Here is an 18,349-nt window from a genome sequence, read left to right on the forward strand (position 1 = left end):
TTTGTAAAAATAAACGATTATAATACGAAAACATTGTCCGGCAAATGTCGGATTATTTTTTTATACTAAAACTAAATTTTGAAAATTATGGCAAGCTATGTTACAAAGGAGGGATTAGAGAAAATGAAAGCTGAGCTGGAACAGTTGGAAACTGTGGAAAGACCAAAAATTACCCAGCAGATTGCAGAAGCCAGAGACAAAGGAGATTTGTCTGAAAATGCAGAGTATGATGCGGCTAAAGAAGCTCAGGGTATGCTTGAAATGAGAATTTCCAAGCTTAAAGATGCTATTGCTACTTCTAAAATTATAGACGAAAGTCAGCTGGATACTTCGAAAGTTTCTATTCTTACAACGGTAAAACTTAAAAATAATACAACAAAGCAGGAGCAGGTGTTTACTTTGGTTCCGGATAATGAAAGTGATCTTAAATCTGGTAAAATCTCTGTAAATACCCCCATTGCTAAAGGATTGCTTGGAAAAGCTGTAGGAGAAACAGCAGACATTACACTTCCAAACGGGAATAAACTATCTTTCGAAGTATTAGAGATTACGTTATAATTAAATTTTTTTAACTAACTTCTAAAATCTAATTTCTATAAAGATGAGCACAATATTTACAAAGATCATCAACGGTGAAATCCCTTCTTACAAAATTGCCGAAGATGAAAACTTTATTGCGTTTTTAGATGCGATGCCTTTAGTAAAAGGACATACTTTGGTGATTCCTAAAAAAGAAGTTGACCTGATTTTTGATCTGGACAGCGAAGAGTATAAAAACCTTTGGGGATTTGCCCAGGAGGTTGCCAAGAAAATAAAGAACGCCATCCCGTGTATAAGAGTAGGCGTGGCAGTTGTAGGCCTGGAAGTTCCTCATGCTCATATTCATCTTATTCCTCTAAATAAAATGGAAGATATGAATTTCAGAAATGAAAGATTGAAATTAACAAGCGAAGAATATACCGAGATCCAAAACTCAATAATTAATTCTTAAAAAAACAAGAGCTCGTAAATAGTACTTTTACGAGTTTCTTTAATCTATACCTTATATATTATATATAAAAAATGAATTCAAACCAATGTTCTTTCTGCGGAAGAAAAAGAAATGAAGTGCAGATGCTGATTTCCGGCCAGAATGGTTTTATTTGTGAAAACTGTATTGAGCAGGCTCATGCCATCGTAAAAGACAGTTCTTTGAAAACAGGATATTCTCCTGCAGAAAATATAGACGAACTAAAAAAACCGAAAGAAATTAAAGAATTTCTGGACCAATATGTAATAGGGCAGGACCAGGCCAAGAAACAATTATCAATTGCAGTTTATAACCATTATAAAAGGCTGCTCCACGCTCAGGACGAAAATAGGGAAGTGGAACTGGAAAAGTCAAACATCATCATGATCGGTGAAACAGGAACAGGGAAAACTTTGCTGGCGAAGACCATAGCAAGAGAACTGAACGTCCCTTTCTGTATCGTAGACGCAACGATTCTTACGGAGGCAGGGTATGTAGGAGAAGATGTAGAAAGTATTTTATCAAGATTATTAATGGTTGCTGATTATGATGTGGAAAAGGCCGAAAGAGGGATTGTATTTATTGACGAGATTGATAAGATTGCAAGAAAGTCTGACAACCCAAGCATTACAAGAGATGTTTCGGGAGAAGGCGTTCAGCAGGGCTTACTGAAATTACTGGAGGGCAGTATTGTGAATGTTCCGCCTCAGGGAGGGAGAAAACATCCTGACCAGAAATATATCCAGGTAAATACACAAAATATTTTATTCATCGCCGGCGGAGCTTTTGACGGTATTAAAGAGATTATTGAGAGAAGAATGAATAAGCAGGCAATTGGCTTCAGTTCGGAAAAAATCAATAAGACCGATGAAGATGAGTATATATTAACAAATATTAATGCAATAGATCTCCGTTCTTTCGGATTAATTCCCGAACTTTTAGGAAGATTTCCAATCATAACTTATCTCGATAAACTCACAAAAGAAACGATGATAAGAATAATGAAAGAACCAAAAAACTCTATTGTGAATCAATTTGTGGAACTTTTCAAAATGGATGGCACAAAATTGGTATTCACAGATGAAGCAATTGAAAAAATTGTAGAAGAGACTATTGAAAAAGGTTTAGGCGCAAGGGGATTGAGGGGAACTACTGAAAAAGTCCTTGAGGATTATATGTTTTCAATAGGGGAAGAAAACGAAATAATGTTAACGAAAGATAATATTTTTGTTAATAAATAAAAAATATTTTGTTTTTTATTTTAAAATAACATACCTTTGCAGTTGAGATATTGTATTAATATACAAGTAATTGTATTTTATGCATTAAATTTGTATTAACACACAAATAATTATACAATGAGAAAAAGTTTATTTGCTATTGGTTTATTAGCGGCAGTGAGTTCTGTTCAGGCGCAGAATGTTCTATTACACGTAGATGACGCTGCTACTACGTATGTGAGTAAAGGTACACTATTATACAGTGGTGGTGGCCTACAAATGAAAGCTACGGGAAAAGTTGAAAATCATGGAAATGTTATGGTTTCCGGATCTGCAACGGATTCTTTTAAAACAATTGATGCTTCTAATGCAGACAAAACAGAAGCTACCGGTGGAGGGAATTTTGTTAACAAGCTTAATGAGCCTACGGCTTATGCTTCAACAAATCCAACTGATGCAGTAACACCTCCAGTTTATACTTACGGACAACTTTATATTTCCGGAATTCCTCAAACTAATATTACAGGTATTGTAGATCAGGAATTTAGATCTGTTAGTCATGGAGCTTACCAACAAATTGGTATGCCGTTCTATGATAAAACAGCTTCTACTTTAAGTACAGAACTTGGTAAAACATTTAATACTACTAGAGGAGGAGGAAGTGATATCCTTCACTGGGAAAATTCTAAAGCACAATTCCACAACTTAACAAATTTTGCTACACAAAAAATTGGTTTGGCTGCAGCTCCTTATGCTTATTATATTCTAGGAGGTACAGGACTTGATGTAAGTACACAAACAAGAACTGTAAAAGGTCGTCCAAATACGGATAGCGGTACATCTATTACATTGCAAGATGGTGGAGCAGCAGGATTCTTTGGACCTGGTGGAAATGGAACTAACTCTTATGGAGAAACATATAAATCTTATCTTCAAGATGGATTTGATATCGGTTCTGGTGGTACTGCTTGGCAAGGTAATTATGGTAAAAACTGGTATCAGTTTTCAAACCCATTCCTTACCAATCTAGATTTATCTAGAATCGCTTACAATGAGCCAGCTGCTAATGGAGACGGTGTGAATTTAACTACAATTTATGGTGTTAGATTAGAAGTTTCTGGGGTACAGTATGTTTCTGGTGCTGGAGGCGGATCTACATCATATAAGTATATTACATTTGGCTCAGGAGGAGTACCAACAGGTGATGTTGATTATATGATGGTAAGACCTATGGAAACATTTGCTATAAAGCTTAAAAATAATACAGCAGCAGATGTTCTTAACCTAGGAAACCTTAGAAGATTCAATTATTATCCTAGAGCTGAAGGAACAGATTATGGTGTAGCTAATAAAAATGCTAGTAATACAGTAAAACAGTTAGGTGTTATAGGTTTGGATGCTAATGGTAACGAAGTTGGAAGAACTTATTATGTAGTTTATCCAAATGCAGTTACTGGTCATGCTTCAGGAGCTAGTACACAAAGTTCAGCTTTTGGTTCTGATGTAATTGGTACTTATGAAGAAGCTCCGACAGGAGGATATGATTATAACTATACTAATAGCTATTGGTTATATATCAATGAGGCTAATGAAAATAATTTCAAGGGTAAAAATATTAAGCTTGTAAATTATGATCTTAATAAAGTTAAGTCTTATAGATTTGAAATTAGAGAGAATGCAGCTTTAGTAAGTACTGGAACACATGCGCTATCTACAGGAGTAGGTTTCTATTATAAAACTCCAAACGGAACAGCTCAACAAGCAAAACAAGGTGATGTAATTCCTGCAAGTGCAGCAGAATTTGATCTTTATTATGGAGAACCTAGCAGTGTAGTATTAGCGGCTAATGAAACTGTAAAAGCAGGATCAAGAACATTGGTAATTTACAATCCTCAAATTGATGACTATATTGTAAGATTTGATCCAAATTGGAAAAAAGCAGATATTGAAGTTTATGATATGAGTGGAAAACTCGTAATCTCTAAAAAAGCAGTTGAAACTTCTAGAGATTTTGTTATTCAATTAGATAGCAAAATTAAAAATTCTTATGTAGTAAAAATTGTTTCTGAAAAAGGAGACGTTGTTAACACTAAAATCTTAAAATAAAATATATGAAAACTATAAATAAACTAGTATCAGCTCTTTTTCTTTTTGCTATTGTAATGATAAATGCACAGCCAGGTGGAGGCCCTCCAGGTGGGGGGGGAGGTACAACTCCAGGAGCACTACCATCATCACCAATTGATATGTATGTATATGCATTGGGTATTATAGCAGTAATGTTTATTGCTTTCTTTACAAAAAAATATTCAAGCAATAAAATATAAAATTTTATTAAACTCTCTGTTTACTCAGAGAGTTTTTTTATTTTTACGATATGAAAAAGATTTATATAATTTCAGCATTATTAGCTGCATTTTCTATGCAGGCTCAGTTTACTGTTACGATTCAGACGCCTCCGGATTTCAAAGATCAAGATGCGATTCTATATACTTTAAATGGTTCTAAGGATATCATTGTATCGAAAGAGCAAAGTAAAAATAATACCTGGACTTTTAAGTATCCGAAAAATTATATGGGAATGATGAAAGTCTATTTCCCAAGTTCAAACAATACATTCAATTTTATTTCTGAAAATAAAAATGTAAGTGTAAAACTTGAAACTCAGACTAATAAAATTAAAAATGTTATCTATCTGGATGAAGCCAACGAAATCATGAGCAAAATACAGGAAGGTTCTCAGAAAAAAGAACTTATTTTACCAGCGTTGTCCCAAATTAAAGACTATTACAAAGATGACACAGAATTTGGAAAAGCTTTGAAAGCTGAAATAAACAGACTTTCCGGAAGTGCAGACGGAGTTGATCAAGCTAAGCACCCATTTATCTCTTATTATAACTCAAACTACAGCAAATTCCTTTCGAATGATAAAAAAGCAAGTTTGGATGACATGATCAATTTTATTGATAAGTCCAATGATATGCTTGAAACGTCTTCATTATTAAGGCCAATATTAGTAGCTTATCTTTATACCGGAGGGAATACCAATTTTTCGGCTTCTGTAGATAAACTTCTAGACAAATTAAAAGTGGAAACTCCCCGTGGGCAAACAGTTTTGTCAGAGTTGATCGATATTTTTAGCGTATATGAAATGAACGAGTACAAGGATAAATACCTTAACCTTGCTAAAAATCTCAAATGTACAATTACCGACAGACTGGCCACAACATTAAAGTCTAATGCAAATGTAGAGCTGGGAGCTACTTTCCCGAATAATAAATTTCAGTCTCCTGTGAATACGACAGCAAAATCACTTTACGATATCAAGGCAGACAAAAAGATCATCGTATTTTGGTCTTCTACATGCTCGCATTGTGAAAATGAATTGCCGCAATTATTGGCAAAATACAATGATTTAAAAGCTAAGAATATTCAGGTAGTAGGCTTATCGCTAGATGTTGACAAAGATTCTTATTCTAAAAAAATAACAGCATTCCCTTGGGTGAATGATTCTGAATTAAGAGGATGGAATAGTAGCTATGTAGATACTTATAATGTTCATGCAACTCCTACGTATTTTATTTTAGATGCTAACAATAAGATTATCAATAAACCAGACCATGTAGGCGATGTTTTGGAATATTTTAAATTAAAATAATTTTGGAGGTAAGTAAATATTTTTTATATTTGCACCACCAAAACGGCGAGGTAGCTCAGTTGGTTAGAGCGCAGGATTCATAACCCTGAGGTCACGGGTTCAATTCCCGTCTTCGCTACAAAAAACCGGAACATTTGTGTTTCGGTTTTTTTATTTTATGTACTTAACTTTGATATCCAAGAAGCTTTCTTATTTGGTAAAAAAATCTTTCGATTAATCTTAAATCCTGTGTGACGATTTCAGCATTTCCTCTTAGCTCTTTGTCAAAAGGAAGGGTTTTGTTATAGCTTGTTTTTAACCCTTTCGGAAGAATAACATTTACATAATAATTTCCTTTATCATCAGGGGCAAGAGAAATATTTTGCACTTTACCCTCCACAATACCATATTCCTGGTAACGATAATTGTCAAGTTTAATTAAAACTTTTTCTCCGGATACAATCTTTCCGGAATTGATAGCCGGTACAGACATTCTTCCTGCCAGATTTTCTTTATTTCTGGGAAGGATGGATAATATGACATCTCCTGTTTTTACAAATTGATTTTCGCCGAAAAATTGCTGAAAGCTTACCAATCCCTCTGTATTGGAAATAATGAGGTAATTCTGCTCCCATTGCTTGAGTGATTTTCTTAATTGCTCAAACAGCTGCAGGGTTTGGGAGGAGTAGGTGATTTTATCTTTTTCCGTATTAATGGCGGCTCCGCTTTTGGTTTTATTTAAATTTGAAATTCCTTCATCCATTTGTGAAAGAGAAATTGTAATATTTTCAAGATTCTGCTGAGCCTGCAAATATTTTATTTTTTCATTTTCCATTTCTACCTGTGCGATTACCCCCTGATTGAACAGTTCCTGAGAACGCTGGTAGTTTTTCTTTGTAAGCTCATATTTTGCCTGCTCCAGGCTTTTTTGCTGTTTTAATGTGATAATTCTTACCTTGTATTCAGAAATGCTCTGATTAGCAGCCAGCTTTTCTGGTGCGTATGGCTGAAGCCTTGTAAATAGAGCCTCATCCTGAAATGCCTTTGCAAAACTATTGTAATCGCCCTGCAGCTCACCAAGTTTGAAATGGGAGGTCTGCTGAAGAGGAAATGAAGACAGTTGATTGGGTGAAATGGAATCAATTAGTTTTTTAAGCTCCAATACATTTTTATAGTTGGCAGTAGATTGCATGACCATTAAAACCTGATCTTTAGTAACAGGCTGATGGTTTTTTATGAGTATTTTTTCAATTTTAGAATTGGAGCGTGCTTCCAGCTTTTCTGGCGGGTTTTGTGAGGTTACTATGATGGGAGCAGGAATGAATTCCGGGTATTTGATAATGTAGCTCATAATCAAAATGAGAATGAGGATAATAAAAATAACAGTATTTCCCCAACGGATCATCCAGTGTGGAGGTTGTGTAAGAATATCCTGAACGCTTTCAGAACGGAGTTCCAGATTGTCTAATATATCGTTGCCTTTCATTAATTTAGTTGTTGTTTTTTCACAGATCTTACAGGTTTTAGACGATGAAATTTGTAATTAAAAATATTATAATTCAACTAGCTTCCGAGTTCTAATTGGTTTTTTACCAGCCTGTAATATTCACCTCTTAAAGCTACTAATTCAGTGTGGTTTCCTTCTTCCACTACTTTTCCTTTATCCAAAACAATAATTTTATCGGCATGCTTTACTGTTGATAATCTGTGTGCAATCACAATAGCTGTTTTACCTTTGAAAAACTGTTCAAGATTTTCCATAATGACTTTTTCATTATTGGCATCAAGAGCAGAAGTGGCTTCATCAAAGAAAATATATTCGGGTGATTTATAAACTGCTCTGGCAATGAAGAGCCTTTGCTTTTGGCCGCCGCTTACTCCCAAACCTTCATTCCCGATTTTTGTGTTGTAGCTTAAAGGCAGCTCTTCGATAAAGTCTTTGATATTGGCAATTTCTACGGCTTGTCTTAGCTTTTTTTTGTCTACAAAATCTTCACCTACAGTAATATTGTTGGCAATAGTATCATTAAAAATGTAGCCTTCCTGCATCACTACCCCGCAATGGTCCCGCCAGAACCTCGGGGAGATATTTTTAAGCTTCGTATTTCCAAGTTTTATTTCTCCTTCGGTAGGTTCATAGAATTTCATTAACAACTTTAAAAGTGTCGTCTTACCGCTTCCGCTGGCTCCTACAATAGCTGTAGTTTTTTGATAAGGAATGGAAAGATTCAGGTTTTCAAAAACATAATTGTCTGAACCAATGTACCTGAAAGAAAGATTGTCTATTTCAATATCTTTTTCCGGGAGGTCATGGGTGTATTGTTCATCTTTATTCTCCTCATCGTCCTTATCATGAATCTCCCCTAATCTTTCGAGTGAGATTTTGGCATCCTGTGTTTGTTTAATAAAGTCAATTAATTGTAACAAAGGACTATTCAATTGCCCGATAATATACTGTACCGAAAGCATCATTCCTAATGTTAAGTTTCCGCTTAAAACAAGCTTTGCTGATAAAAAACTTACCAGAATATCTTTCATTTGATTAATAAAATTCCCACCGACTGACTGCCATTGTTCCAGCGAAAGAGATTTTATTCTTATTTTAAATAATTTTACCTGTAAAAATTCCCAATCCCAGCGTTTTTGCTTCTCGGCGTTATGCATTTTAATTTCCTGCATTCCGTTGATGAGTTCTATTACTTTGCTTTGTTCCTGGGAAACCTGAGAGAATCTTTTATAATCGAGTTCTTTTCTTTTATTTAGGAAAAAGCTGATCCAGCCGATATAAGCTGCAGCTCCGACCAGGTAAACGATAAACAGCCTGTAATCATAAAATAAAAGCACTATGCTGAAAATAATCAGATTGACCAATGAAAACAAGGTATTCAAAGAAGAACTGGTGAGTAGCTGTTCAATTCTGTGGTGGTCATTGATCCTCTGCATAATATCTCCCGTCATTCTCGTATCAAAAAAGCTTATGGGAAGTTTCATGAGTTTAATAAAAAAATCGGAAATAATGGAAATATTGATCCTGGCAGATAAATGAAGCAGAATCCAGCTTCGGATGACCTCAATTCCCGTTCTGCCTAAAAATAACATGATTTGGGCTAAAAGCACAAGGTAAATAAAGTTTAGATCCTGGTTTTGAATCCCGACATCAACAATGCTTTGGGTAAGAAACGGAAAGATAAGCGAAAGTAAACTCCCCGCCAATAGCCCAATGGCAAGCTGAATAACAAGTGATTTGTATTTTAATAAATATTTAGATAAAAAGCTAAAGCTGGCCTTACTTTCCTGATCATCAAACTCTGTTTGAAAGAAGGTAGGGGTAGTTTCCAGAATTAGAACAATTCCTTCTTCTGTTTTTTCATTTGCATTTTCCCCGATCCATAGTTTAATGAATTCGTCGCGGGTATAGGTGATCAGTCCGTAGCTTGGATCTGATACATAGACTTTATTGTTTTTGTCAATTTTATAAACCACCACAAAATGGTTTTTATTCCAATGGACAATGCAGGGGAGGGGAACTTCCTCAGTAAGCGTTTCAAAATTGATCTGAACGCCCAGTGAACGATAGCCAAGTTCTTCCGCCGCGTCACTTAAGCCCAGCAGGCTGCTTCCTTCCCTTGTAGTTTCGGAAAGGTTTCTGATCTGTTGCAAGGAAATGCTTTTTCCGTAATGCTTACTTACAATACGGAGGCAGGTGGGGCCGCAGTCTTTGGAGTCTGGCTGAATATAATGAGGGAATTTTTTCAATTATGAATTTTTTTGAAGCTTAAAAATAGAATTGTTATAATTATTTATAAAAGATGGGCTCTGTAATACCTTCCTTTAATAAAACATCTTTATTCATATTGAAATGTCTTTCAGTCATTATATTTAAATATTTTTTTAAAGGATCAAGGTTGTACTTTTTTCTCAACTTATCTATATTAATAGTATCAATTAAGCCATTTTTAGGTTTAGCTTGTCCATTTTTTTTGTATTCTATTTGAGTTCCAAATAACTGTTTCTCGCCGTTATTAACCTTAATTCTATCATATAAAAGAGCATAATTGTCTGGACTGGCATTTTTTTTACTAACTTCCTTTTTTAAGGATTTCAAAACTTTATTTTGAAAATCAACAGATTTATCAGAGTGTTGTACAATTGCCCAAAACTGTGTTTCTCCTTTTTCTCCTACTTTATCAATCCCCAAATATCCATATTTTTTATAAAGTAACTCTGCTCTTTTTGTATTATCTACCATAACACTATCTTTAAATGTATTCCATTTTTCACGAGAGTAATTGGCATATTTTCCCTGAGGAATATAAGCAGCAACCTGATCTATTTTTCCCATTGCATCTATTTCATTTGTCAAATCTCTTTTTTCAGTGATTGACAATGTATTTTTGCAACTTACAGTGATTAATAAAAGGGAAATAGCAATTATTCTTTTACACATATCTGTTTTTTTAATAAATGTAATTTTTATTTTTCCACCAATTCTGATAAATCGTAATATTTTATTGCTTTTTCTTTAATTGGGTTTTTATTCCAATGGACAATACAGGGGAGGGGAACTTCCTCAGCAAGCGTTTCAAAATTGATCTGAACGCCCAGTGAACGATAGCCAAGGTCTTCCGCCGCGTCACTTAAGCCCAACAGGCTGCTTCCTTCCCTTGTAGTTTCGGAAAGGTTTCTGATCTGTTGCAAGGAAATGCTTTTTCCGTAATGCTTACTTACAATACGGAGGCAGGTGGGGCTGCAGTCTTTGGAGTCTGGTTGGTGGTAAAATGGAAAAGATTTCAATTATTTATGTTTTATATTTAAACAAATTGCCACTAATTTAATGACAAATTGCTTCGCTTTGGGCTTTTAAAATTTTTCTAAATTAAGGAATTTTTATTAATGTAGAATCTCCCTATCTTCTGTGAGCTCATCAATAAAATAATAGATGTCTTCGCGATCATATTTTTCAGGAAACTGGTACCCGTTGATGAGAATAATTGGGGTGAAATTCAATCCGGCCGCTCTGTTTTCCGCAGACATATTAATTAGAGATGACAAATCTTCCTGAACGGAAAAGTTTCCTGCTTTTTGTTTTATTTTGTTTTCATCTTTGGTTTCAAACCAATATTCTATGGTATTAAGGAATTCTTCTTCCGGCTTGTTTTTATAGATATGCATAAAGTCAGAAATAAGTCCGGTTAATTTTTCATTCTGATTTTCAGGAGAATAATTAAATCTTATCTGTACAGAAATATCATTGGGGTATTTTTCAAGCAGATTTTCCATAATCTTGTGGGCGTCTTTACAAAATCCACAATAAGGATTGGATATGATGGATATATTTAACCTGGAGTTTGGGTTTCCTACAGAAAAAGTTTCGCTGTCTGTAAATGTAATTTTTTCGTTTTCTAAAAGCTCTTTTTTGAAGAGGTCATAATTTCTTTTAAACCTTAAATTTTTTGCGTTTGATTTTTGAAGGCTTTCTTTTTCATTAAGGGTGTTGTTTACATATAAAACCAATGAAAAAGCTGAGATCCAAAGAATAAAGCTTAATATTATTGTATTTATATCAAAATAGGGATTGCTGAAGAATAAAAGACCGATGGCCAGCTGTCCCACCAACACTGAAATAATCAAAAGACAGATTCTACAGAAGGCTTTCTCTACTAATGCTTGAATGTAAACGGAATATCCAATGGCAATTACCGTTGCAAAAGCAAAACCTTTAATGATAAATGATGCTGAGGGTAAAAATAAACCAAGGACTGTGATTCCTATGAAATATATTAATGAGAAATCAGAAAATTTAAGGCCTAATATGTTTGTTTTATCCTGATTGATGATTTTATTACATGAATTAACGGTTTGATTAGTTGCTGTATCACCACCGCAAATACTTCCGATAACGGCAGATGTATTCCCAAATTTTTGATTGAAAATTTCCAGCGAAATATAAACCCCAACCAACGATAGCACATTGAAAACCGTTTCATACCAGGCAAGGTTGATAAAAGAATAAAAGATGATAAGTACAAAAAGGCTATAAATAAAGGGCTTGTAACTTCTGACCGATTTGCTTTTTGCATTCTCTTTTTCGAAAAGTAAAATGAAATCTGTGGATTTTTTGTAAAGCTCGTCTTTGTTTAAAGTTTTCGCTTTATCTGAATATATGGAGTATTGTGTTCCTGTTTTCTTGACTAATGAAAAAGAATTATCAACAATCGCAATGAATTCTTCCGGCAGTTCATCCCAATATTCTTTATCCAGCTCATATGCATCATTTCGGGCTCCCATAAAGTTTAAAGTATCGCTAAAAGCCAATGCCGAAGGATAGTTAGGATGTGAATTGAACTGAAAAAGAAACTCCTGTTTGTCGAGCTTGAGATAATTGATGAGTTTGTCCAAGAGTATATTAATATTTTTAATTAAAATGTGTATATGGTTGAAAATTAGAAGCTGTTTTTTTAGAATTTATTTTCTTACGGGTATTTTACGGCTTCGGAAAGTTCTATAGGGTTGTTGTTGTCACGAATATATTTTTGAGCAGATTTTGTTAACTTATCAAAATCAGGAGGCGGTTGATGTTCTCCTGTTTTTTCATCTATCATATAGATTATTTTTTTCTCTTTCATTCTTCTGTAGGGATTACTATAATGGGTAAGATAAAGTTTTTTTAATTGATTGTTGTTCACAACTAAAGCTTTCGGAAAATTTTTATTAGAAAATGCAAAAAAAGATTGTGATATTTTTTTCTTGCTATCTACAACTTTTTGCAAAGAAAAATTATAGTTGTTTTTTAGATCATGAAGTTGCACTATCAATCCGGGTAATCCATGGAAAACATATGGCCCATAAGAAATTGTATAGCTCTTATCAAACCATGCTTCCCATATTCGACCCTTGTATTTTAAAGTTGCTAATTGGCAAGTAAAGCCATTAATTTTTTTAATTTCGTTTTTAATATTCCAATCTAAAATTTCATTTTTTTCTAAATTTTTATATAAATAGTTGTCAATAAAATGATATTTATATAAGTAATTTTTATCCTTTATAGTCATAAAATCAATTTCGTCGCTGGATACATATATATCTTCATTATTCTCCTGATTTATTGAGTCTCGATTTATTAATTCATTTGAACAAAAAACTATACTATCCTTATCAATCCATAAAACCATCTGCTTATTTTCCCTCTTATTATTTATTGTATCGTGAACAAATTCTAAATTATAAAGCAATTTAAAATTTTGTCCAGATATGCTTATAAAAACAAATGTCAGTATATTTAACAAAAAAAATTTCATTCTTAGATTTTTAAATTTATTTTAAATGCTGCTAGTAATAGCAGCATTGTGTTATTAACATCCTCCCATTGCAGTAAATGACTTACAATGATATCCTGATGGGGGCGTTGGACATTTCCCTCCACCACTTTGACCATAGTCTGAAGAAGTTCCAGTTAAAGTGCCATTTTTTTCATGTACCCAACAATTTCCTCCTGCTACATCTACGCTCATATTTTGAGCGAATCTTCCACCAACCATATCTTTCAATTCATTTCTTGAAAGTTTTCTAAGATTTTTCATCTATTTAATTTTTTAAAGTTAATAATTTGTTTTGTCATACAAACCCTGACATGGGTCTTTGCTGATCAGCTTATTTATACTTTTCATACTGCGCATTATAAAAAGAAAATAGCGTTTGTGTTTTTGCCTGAGACAAAGATGTGGGAGATTTCCAGACCGCACAAGAAAAGCATATCGGTATTGATCAATTTTGGGTTCTTTTTTACCGATATTGATAAAAAAAGGGACGAATAAATATTTTATATTTTTGACTATGAATAAGTTCTGTTATTTGAGAGTTTTATTCACAAGTTGGTATAAAAATTTATATTTTTGTGCAAGTAAAAACACATGCACAAACGTTTTCTATATTTTCTTCTTATTTTTTATACTTCATTATTCTTTTGCCAGAGCGTAAAAGGGTTTCATATTCCGGATTCTTTACGGAATAAAAGCTTTGATGAGCTCGATAATAAATTTAACCAATTTCGTGAAAGTAATCAATCAATACTTTACGTAAATTCTTATATAGTAAAGGCAAAAAAGGAAAAAAACATCATCAAACTAATTAATGGATATTATTTACAAACTATAAAAGAAAAAGAAAAAACAGGATATATTGATAGCATAAAAAGCATTATCAAAAAAAGTATCGATGTGAAAGAGCTATCTCTAGGTCATCGCAAAATTGGCAACATATATTACAACTGTGGCAAATACGATCTGGCTCTGTCTTCCTATTTAATTGCTCTTTCCTGTCGTTAGATGGAATTGTGAATAAAGAAAATTTTTCATCTGAAATAAAAGAATGGAGAAATAAAAGAAAAATCCCCAAATGGATACAATGGGTAAAATCTGATAACAAGCTTACCGTAAACTTAGAAAATTATGATCTTATAAAAATGTTTATAGATTCTGTGAAAAGTCAGGGGTTTATTATCATTGAAGAGTTTTTGTATAATGAGAAAGACGAATTCAAACGTGAATTTATTTTCCCGATCTATAAAGTAAAATAAAAAACACGCCCTATGATGAAAAGAAAATTTATTCCAGGAAGCAAATGGCTTTATTTTAAAATTTACACCGGAGTAAAAACTTCCGATACTATTCTTACAGAAGCAATTTCACCGCTGGTAAGTCGGCTGCTGGAAAATAGTAATATAAAAAAATGGTTTTTCATTCGTTATAATGATCCCAAATCTCACTTAAGGATAAGATTTGAACTGACAGAAGCAGATCAGTACAATATTGTTCTTTCCGCAATCAACCAAATGTTGGAACAGTATATCACTTCTGGAGAAATATCGAACCTTCAATTTGATACATATAACAGAGAAATCGAAAGGTATGGTGAAGAAACAATAGAATGTGCAGAGCTCCTTTTTTTCTGGAACAGCAGGCTTGTAATTCAGGAGTATATAGATTTTGATGATGAAGAAAAAATAATTGTTTCCATATATTTTGTGAATAAAATGCTGGACAGGCTGCAGCTTTCGGTGGAAGAACAATTGAAATGGATCGAAAATTCTAATAAAGCTTTTAAAAAAGAATTTAATGCAGATAAAGTATTAAATTCCCAGCTTGATAAAAAATACCGTGATTTTAAAATAAAATATCTTGACTTTTTAAACTCTGATGAATATCAATATTTCAGGGCTGTAATTGATATGGAGATTAATAATTCAGGAAATATTTTAAATATGATTATTGAAAAATCAGACAGGTCTTTCCTGCAAAGTTTTTTTGCAAGCATTTTTCATATGAATATCAATAGGATATTTATTTCAAATCAACGGACTTTTGAAATGATCATTTATGACTATTTGTATAGGTATCATAAATCGGTGCATTTTAATCATCAGGTTAATTAATATTTTAATTAATTTAAAGAAATAAATTTTCTGATGAAAAAATATTTCTTTATTGGTTTTCTTTGTTCCTTTAGCTATTTCTTTGCCCAGAAGAAAGAAGAGCTTTTTACTGTTAAGGACAGCATTACGATCCAGACGAAGGATAATGCTTTTCTTTCCCTTACATTGATTCTTAATAAGGATAAAAATCCTCAAAACACTATTCTTATCAATACCATCTATCCGGATAAAAATAATATTGAACTCCTTAGGAATTTTGTAAACAACGGCTATGCGGGAGTAATTCTTCATGCAAGAGGAAAGTATCTGAGCAATAATGATATAGAACCATTTGAGCATGATGCAGATGATATTAATGCAGCAATCGACTGGATTATAAAGCAGCCCTGGAGCAATGGAAAGGTTGGAATGTTGGGGGGAAGCTACCTGGGTTTCAGCCAATGGGCGGCGGCAAAAAAGCTGCATCCGGCTTTGAAAACCATAATCCCCCAAGCGGCTACAGGTATCGGAACAATGAGCTTTCCCATGAACAATAATATCTTTATGGGATATGCTCTGCAGTGGCTGGATTATGTGACCACTAATAAAACGACGAATTCCAAAAGCTTTTATGATCAGAAAAAATGGAATCTGATATTTAAAAAATGGTACGAAAGCGGAACATCTTTCCGTAAGCTGGATTCTATAAGCGGCAAGCCTAATGCTGTTTTTCAGGAGTGGCTGGATCATCCGGGTTATGATGATTACTGGAAAAAAATGATCCCGTACAAGGAAGAGTTTTCAAAGATCGATATTCCTGTTCTTTCGGTTACCGGATATTTTGATGTAGATAAAACGGGGGCTTTGTATTATTTTAATCAACATTATAAGTATCATAAAAATGCCGAACATTATCTTATCATTGGCCCATATGACCATTGGGGAGCACAAGGTTTTATAAAAAATGAGGTACGGGGATACAAAATGGATCCTGCTGCGATGATAGATCTAAAAAAGATCTGGTTGCAATGGTTTGATTATGCTTTAAAAAATAAAACAAAACCAATATTTCTCAAGGATAAAATTAATTATGAGGTAATGGGTAGTAATGAATGGAAGGGAATAAAATCCATTAATGAAAATCAAAATAATATAAAGCTTTATTTGGAGGAAAGCCTTATTTTATCAAATAATAAAAGCAAAGAAGAAAAATTTTCAACCCTTATGGTTAATCTTGCAGACAAGTCTGATGCAGATGAGCTGTTGGGCTTGAAGTATAATATTTTAGATAATTTTATTTACACTAAAAATAATATAGTTTTTAAAACAAAACCATTCAGTAAGCCTATTGAATATACAGGAAACTTTTCCGGCAATTTGAGTTTTTCGGTTAATAAAAAAGATGTCGATCTTTATATAAATTTATACGAAGAAACAGAAAATAGGCAGTATTTTTTACTTTCTACTTATGTCTCCCGAACCAGTTTTGTAAATGATAATGAAAATAGAAATTTACTTGTTCCCGGCAAAAAGCAAATGATCTCAATTATTAATAATGATTTTGTGAGTAAAAAAATTGAAAAAAGAAGCAGGATTGTACTAATGATAGGCGTTGTGAAAAGCCCTTTCTGGCAGCTCAACTATGGAAGTGGAAAGGATGTAAGTGATGAAACAATTGCAGATGCAAAAGTACCATTGGAAATAAAATTGTATAATAACAGCTATATAAAATTACCCGTTGTAAAAAATTGATATCACTTTGTTCTTTAAATTTTTCTACGAATTTTATAGAAGTAAAAATATTTGTAATTAAACAAATGTTTGATTTTATATGTATTTTAAATTAAAATTAAATTTATGATATTATTTTGATAATTATTTAATAAATTATTAATAAATCATTTAAAAGTGATTAAACTCAACTGAACTTAAAAGGTCTTAAAGTTTTCATAAAGTTTTAAAAAAAGGGTAAAATGTTTTTGTATTTATAAAATATATTGTAAATTTACAACGCCTTGAATGAGGGAACAAGTCAAGGTAATAAATTTTTTTTCATCATTTGTGTTTTTAGAATCGTATCGCCTGATACGATTCTTTTTTTTATTTTAGATCTTCATAATTGAGAAGTAAGTCAATAAAATATGAATAAGTAACCGATCCTTCTTGTTGATTACTTTTTAAAAAAAGATTGTTTGTACATCCAAAAAAGTCATTCAACAGTCCCTCGTGTTTTAAAATATAAGCTCTTTCGTACAATCTGTCTCGTTTCATTTCCGGAGAGTAGTTTTTAATTATATTTTTTACAAATACAGGATCTTCATCTGAAATGAAATTTAATAAGCTTTTTAAAGTAAAATATTCAGTACTATATCGTAATTCGGTATTTTTTGAATTAATTCCAATCAGATAGCCTACAAAATTTGCTTCTTGTTCTCTGGCAAACCCAAGCTGGTGCGAACTTTCATGGGCAGAGGTAAAAGGAATAAACGTATTCGGTAATTCCGGATTATATTGAGCCTCTGCAGTGAAAGGATTGTAATAGCCGAGAATACCGGTAAAGCTCATTATGCTTTTAAAAATGCTGGGTTTGAAAGAATTGATTAGAGGAGCTTTTTTAATAGCAATATATTTGGGCATTGTTGTTTGCTGAAGGAGTATTTCTTTTTGCACAGATTTCAGATTTGTTACAATGAAAATCCCATTTTTATCTTGTTTTACAGCTTTTCGTGTTGCTTTACATTTTTCAAGATATTGTAAGCTCAATGCTTTTGCCTTTGCAATATTAGGCGCTTCCTGAGATTTTAATTTTTTAATGATAGGAACCTGAAAATAAAGCATTCCCCAGAATAGCTGATAAGTAAAATAAAACAGGTTGATAATGATAAGAAGCCTCAGTAAAGATGTGTTTCTGCTTTTCTTTTTAAAGCTTTTAATGATAAAATAAAGAAGAAAAATACCTAACAATACATACAAAACGTCTCCAAAAGAAAACGAAATCCAAGCAAAAATAATCTGATGAACGGTTTTCTGAATTTCAAAAAAACTTTCAAAAAACGAAATCATTATTCGGGATT

17 protein-coding genes, 1 tRNA gene and 1 pseudogene are annotated in these 18,349 nt (G+C 32.9%); 11 read left to right on the forward strand and 8 right to left on the reverse strand.

From position 1 onward, the window contains the following. The first annotated feature begins 87 nt into the window (after positions 1-87). From greA to BW926_RS07410, 7 genes are all read left to right on the forward strand, one after another. The gene (gene greA / locus BW926_RS07380; protein ID WP_076445725.1) at positions 88-558 is read left to right on the forward strand and encodes a transcription elongation factor GreA; all 471 of its coding nucleotides are present in this window, start codon (positions 88-90) and stop codon (positions 556-558) included. Between the two features lie 43 nt (positions 559-601). Then, positions 602-991: an HIT family protein gene (locus BW926_RS07385; RefSeq protein WP_076445727.1), complete on the forward strand. Its 390-nt coding sequence runs from the start codon at positions 602-604 to the stop codon at positions 989-991. Between the two features lie 71 nt (positions 992-1,062). Continuing rightward, positions 1,063-2,250, forward strand: a complete 1,188-nt coding sequence (gene clpX / locus BW926_RS07390) for an ATP-dependent Clp protease ATP-binding subunit ClpX (protein WP_076445729.1) — start codon at positions 1,063-1,065, stop codon at positions 2,248-2,250. A 156-nt stretch (positions 2,251-2,406) separates the two neighbouring features. Next, a complete protein-coding gene (locus BW926_RS07395) occupies positions 2,407-4,335 on the forward strand; it encodes a T9SS type A sorting domain-containing protein (protein ID WP_179077987.1) in 1,929 nt (642 codons plus the stop codon). A 5-nt stretch (positions 4,336-4,340) separates the two neighbouring features. Then, entirely contained in the window at positions 4,341-4,556 is a 216-nt protein-coding gene (locus BW926_RS07400; protein ID WP_076445731.1) for a signal peptidase, read from the forward strand. Between the two features lie 50 nt (positions 4,557-4,606). After that, entirely contained in the window at positions 4,607-5,887 is a 1,281-nt protein-coding gene (locus BW926_RS07405) for a TlpA family protein disulfide reductase (RefSeq protein WP_076445734.1), read from the forward strand. 44 nt (positions 5,888-5,931) lie between these two features. Beyond that, a tRNA-Met gene (locus tag BW926_RS07410) sits at positions 5,932-6,005 on the forward strand. A gap of 45 nt (positions 6,006-6,050) precedes the next feature. Here BW926_RS07410 and BW926_RS07415 read toward each other — a convergent pair. The 7 genes and pseudogenes from BW926_RS07415 to BW926_RS14350 form a co-directional block, all read right to left on the reverse strand. Beyond that, on the reverse strand, positions 6,051-7,352 hold the full coding sequence (locus BW926_RS07415; RefSeq protein WP_076445737.1) for an HlyD family secretion protein: 1,302 nt from the start codon (positions 7,350-7,352) through the stop codon (positions 6,051-6,053). Between the two features lie 77 nt (positions 7,353-7,429). Beyond that, the gene (locus BW926_RS07420; RefSeq protein ID WP_076445740.1) at positions 7,430-9,622 is read right to left on the reverse strand and encodes a peptidase domain-containing ABC transporter; all 2,193 of its coding nucleotides are present in this window, start codon (positions 9,620-9,622) and stop codon (positions 7,430-7,432) included. Positions 9,623-9,662: 40 nt separating this feature from the next. Beyond that, complete coding sequence (locus tag BW926_RS07425) at positions 9,663-10,313, reverse strand: DUF6624 domain-containing protein (protein WP_076445742.1); 651 nt, start codon at positions 10,311-10,313, stop codon at positions 9,663-9,665. An 83-nt stretch (positions 10,314-10,396) separates the two neighbouring features. Then, positions 10,397-10,660: pseudogene (locus tag BW926_RS07430) on the reverse strand (cysteine peptidase family C39 domain-containing protein); the annotation flags it as partial. A 96-nt stretch (positions 10,661-10,756) separates the two neighbouring features. After that, positions 10,757-12,265 (reverse strand): thioredoxin domain-containing protein, encoded by a 1,509-nt coding sequence (locus BW926_RS07435; protein ID WP_228403418.1) that lies wholly within the window; start codon positions 12,263-12,265, stop codon positions 10,757-10,759. Between the two features lie 74 nt (positions 12,266-12,339). Further along, on the reverse strand, positions 12,340-13,164 hold the full coding sequence (locus BW926_RS07440) for a GLPGLI family protein (RefSeq protein WP_076445748.1): 825 nt from the start codon (positions 13,162-13,164) through the stop codon (positions 12,340-12,342). A 54-nt stretch (positions 13,165-13,218) separates the two neighbouring features. After that, entirely contained in the window at positions 13,219-13,377 is a 159-nt protein-coding gene (locus tag BW926_RS14350; RefSeq protein WP_179077988.1) for a hypothetical protein, read from the reverse strand. Between the two features lie 399 nt (positions 13,378-13,776). Here BW926_RS14350 and BW926_RS07450 point away from each other — a divergent pair, with 399 nt between their 5' ends. The 4 genes from BW926_RS07450 to BW926_RS07465 are packed head-to-tail and all read left to right on the forward strand — an operon-like array spanning position 13,777 to position 17,027. After that, positions 13,777-14,190: a hypothetical protein gene (locus BW926_RS07450; protein ID WP_076445752.1), complete on the forward strand. Its 414-nt coding sequence runs from the start codon at positions 13,777-13,779 to the stop codon at positions 14,188-14,190. 8 nt (positions 14,191-14,198) lie between these two features. After that, a complete protein-coding gene (locus BW926_RS07455; protein WP_076445754.1) occupies positions 14,199-14,441 on the forward strand; it encodes a hypothetical protein in 243 nt (80 codons plus the stop codon). A gap of 12 nt (positions 14,442-14,453) precedes the next feature. Next, positions 14,454-15,296 carry a thiopeptide-type bacteriocin biosynthesis protein gene (locus tag BW926_RS07460; protein ID WP_076445756.1) on the forward strand — a complete coding sequence of 281 codons (843 nt, stop codon included), beginning with the start codon at positions 14,454-14,456 and terminating at the stop codon, positions 15,294-15,296. Positions 15,297-15,329: 33 nt separating this feature from the next. Further along, positions 15,330-17,027 carry a CocE/NonD family hydrolase gene (locus BW926_RS07465; protein ID WP_076445758.1) on the forward strand — a complete coding sequence of 566 codons (1,698 nt, stop codon included), beginning with the start codon at positions 15,330-15,332 and terminating at the stop codon, positions 17,025-17,027. A gap of 348 nt (positions 17,028-17,375) precedes the next feature. On the opposite strand, the gene BW926_RS07470 is transcribed toward BW926_RS07465, so the two are convergent. Continuing rightward, positions 17,376-18,338 carry a DUF3810 domain-containing protein gene (locus tag BW926_RS07470; RefSeq protein WP_317043264.1) on the reverse strand — a complete coding sequence of 321 codons (963 nt, stop codon included), beginning with the start codon at positions 18,336-18,338 and terminating at the stop codon, positions 17,376-17,378. Between the last annotated feature and the right edge of the window lie 11 nt (positions 18,339-18,349).

Source organism: Chryseobacterium sp. RU37D (genome assembly GCF_900156075.1).
GTDB lineage: Bacteria > Bacteroidota > Bacteroidia > Flavobacteriales > Weeksellaceae > Chryseobacterium.

Coding starts and splice junctions, on each gene's coding strand:
- greA (WP_076445725.1), top strand. CDS start 88: ATGGCAAGCTATGTTACAAAGGAGGGATTAGAGAAAATGAAAGCTGAG.
- BW926_RS07385 (WP_076445727.1), top strand. CDS start 602: ATGAGCACAATATTTACAAAGATCATCAACGGTGAAATCCCTTCTTAC.
- clpX (WP_076445729.1), top strand. CDS start 1,063: ATGAATTCAAACCAATGTTCTTTCTGCGGAAGAAAAAGAAATGAAGTG.
- BW926_RS07400 (WP_076445731.1), top strand. CDS start 4,341: ATGAAAACTATAAATAAACTAGTATCAGCTCTTTTTCTTTTTGCTATT.
- BW926_RS07405 (WP_076445734.1), top strand. CDS start 4,607: ATGAAAAAGATTTATATAATTTCAGCATTATTAGCTGCATTTTCTATG.
- BW926_RS07415 (WP_076445737.1), bottom strand. CDS start 7,352: ATGAAAGGCAACGATATATTAGACAATCTGGAACTCCGTTCTGAAAGC.
- BW926_RS07425 (WP_076445742.1), bottom strand. CDS start 10,313: ATGTGTAAAAGAATAATTGCTATTTCCCTTTTATTAATCACTGTAAGT.
- BW926_RS07440 (WP_076445748.1), bottom strand. CDS start 13,164: ATGAAATTTTTTTTGTTAAATATACTGACATTTGTTTTTATAAGCATA.
- BW926_RS14350 (WP_179077988.1), bottom strand. CDS start 13,377: ATGAGCGTAGATGTAGCAGGAGGAAATTGTTGGGTACATGAAAAAAAT.
- BW926_RS07450 (WP_076445752.1), top strand. CDS start 13,777: ATGCACAAACGTTTTCTATATTTTCTTCTTATTTTTTATACTTCATTA.
- BW926_RS07460 (WP_076445756.1), top strand. CDS start 14,454: ATGATGAAAAGAAAATTTATTCCAGGAAGCAAATGGCTTTATTTTAAA.
- BW926_RS07465 (WP_076445758.1), top strand. CDS start 15,330: ATGAAAAAATATTTCTTTATTGGTTTTCTTTGTTCCTTTAGCTATTTC.
- BW926_RS07470 (WP_317043264.1), bottom strand. CDS start 18,338: ATGATTTCGTTTTTTGAAAGTTTTTTTGAAATTCAGAAAACCGTTCAT.